The following is a 1555-nucleotide window of genomic DNA, read 5'->3' as shown; positions in this document are numbered from 1 at the left end:
GAGTACTACAAACGAGATGTATAATTATTGAACCGCCGTATACGAGACCCGTATGTACGGTGGTGTGAGAGGCGCACTCCGTCCCTAATTAGGGGCGGAGCCGTCTACTCGATTAGGTGGCGTTTTCATTCCGTAATGTTTCTTAATTCATTTCCAAATTTTTGTTTGTCCGACAATTTACCAAAAAATAAATTATTCGCTTGTGTCTTTATCTCAATAGCTTTCTGTAAAGTATCAACTCCTTTGTCGGTCAAGAAAACACATTTCGCTCTTGTGTCCGTTTCGTGTTCTTTTCGTTCAATCAATTCATTTTTTTGCAAAGTCCGAAGTATTTTTGAAACCATCATTCTGTCGGTATTGCTATGGTCGGCAATTTCTTTTTGGGTTACATCTTCCGAATTTTTCAAAAGCCAACCCAAAGCAGCCATTATCACAAACTGTGTATGGGTCAAGTTTATTTTGTCCAAGGCTCTGTTCATTTGTTTTTGCCATAACATAGTGGTTTGCCAAAGTAAATAGCCTAAATTTTCTTCTGGTCTTTGAAAGTGAAAACTAATTTTCTTGTTCATATAGCATTAATTTGGAAATTAATTGGAAATCGTTTTGGTCTATCTGCAAAGTTCCCCAACGAAAAGGATAACCCCATTTTTGTTTGTTGGGAATAAAGTCTAATTCGTTAATCAACGGAATAATTGAAATGTCTTTAGATTCCAAAAAATCAATATCAATTCGGAAAGGACAAAATTCAGGTGTCATTTCAAATTGGTAAATATCATTAGATTTTACTTGACCAATGGCAGTAAATTCTTGACACTTATCTTTTTTGTCGAAATATTCCTTACTTGAATAGTAAATAACAAAATCTCCTTTTTTCATTTTTTTCAATGGTGTAGCTTTTCCGTGACAAGCCTGTGCAAAATTTCCTTGAACTCCATTTTTAACGTGCTCTTTCGAGGCTGTTATGATCCAATATTTTGTTTCTCTATTTTCCATTTTTTGAAATTTTACTTATAAATTTTTGAGAAATAGGCGCTGCAACCATAGAGGTTGGAACTGCAACCAAAAATCCAATTGCAAAACTTTTCATCCAAATCGGCAAAAATGCTTTGACCATTCCTACGTTAATAAGTACCATTATAAATGACATAGCCAAAGCCATAAAGAATGCCATTAAAATTCCAAGAATAATTTTCGTTTGCTTTTCAGTTAAATTCATAATACTTGTTTTTGATGTCGCAAATATAATATTCACGACAACAAAACGCAAATGATTAGCAGGATTTTTGTCTCAAATGCCACCTAACGTGATTGTATAAGATTAGTTGCGTAATTTAAGCACTAAATTTAGCAAATAAATCACAGATAGAAAGTCCGGAAGGACTTTCGTAAATAGGCAAAAACCAAGCAATTAATTTTATACGTTGTGCCTGTTGCACAAGTTAGCAATTAATTGACATAGGGTTAAAGTAAATTATTGATTGATTTCTTAACTTTAAGGATGCAAGGCAAAAAAACATATCAAGAAAAGCTTTTTAATAGTTTTCGCTTAAGCGAA

General features: G+C 33.5%; 3 protein-coding genes. All 3 read right to left on the bottom strand.

All coding sequences use genetic code 11. The features are described from left to right. Positions 1 to 125 precede the first annotated feature (125 nt). From BLQ19_RS20830 to BLQ19_RS20820, 3 genes are read right to left on the bottom strand one after another with little or no spacing between them, the layout of a single operon-like run. Positions 126 to 569 (bottom strand): MarR family winged helix-turn-helix transcriptional regulator, encoded by a 444-nt coding sequence (locus tag BLQ19_RS20830; protein ID WP_074539663.1) that lies wholly within the window; start codon positions 567 to 569, stop codon positions 126 to 128. Then, on the bottom strand, positions 553 to 993 hold the full coding sequence (locus tag BLQ19_RS20825) for an EVE domain-containing protein (protein WP_074539662.1): 441 nt from the start codon (positions 991 to 993) through the stop codon (positions 553 to 555). The genes BLQ19_RS20830 and BLQ19_RS20825 overlap by 17 nt, the downstream gene beginning before the upstream one ends. Then, positions 983 to 1216 (bottom strand): DUF2798 domain-containing protein, encoded by a 234-nt coding sequence (locus BLQ19_RS20820; RefSeq protein WP_074539661.1) that lies wholly within the window; start codon positions 1214 to 1216, stop codon positions 983 to 985. Before BLQ19_RS20820 ends, BLQ19_RS20825 begins: the two co-directional genes overlap by 11 nt. Between the last annotated feature and the right edge of the window lie 339 nt (positions 1217 to 1555).

This window comes from Cellulophaga baltica (assembly GCF_900102165.1).
Taxonomy (GTDB): domain Bacteria; phylum Bacteroidota; class Bacteroidia; order Flavobacteriales; family Flavobacteriaceae; genus Cellulophaga; species Cellulophaga baltica.
The sequence above is the reverse complement of the archived record's forward strand: the minus strand, read 5'-3'. Positions and strand labels throughout refer to the sequence as shown.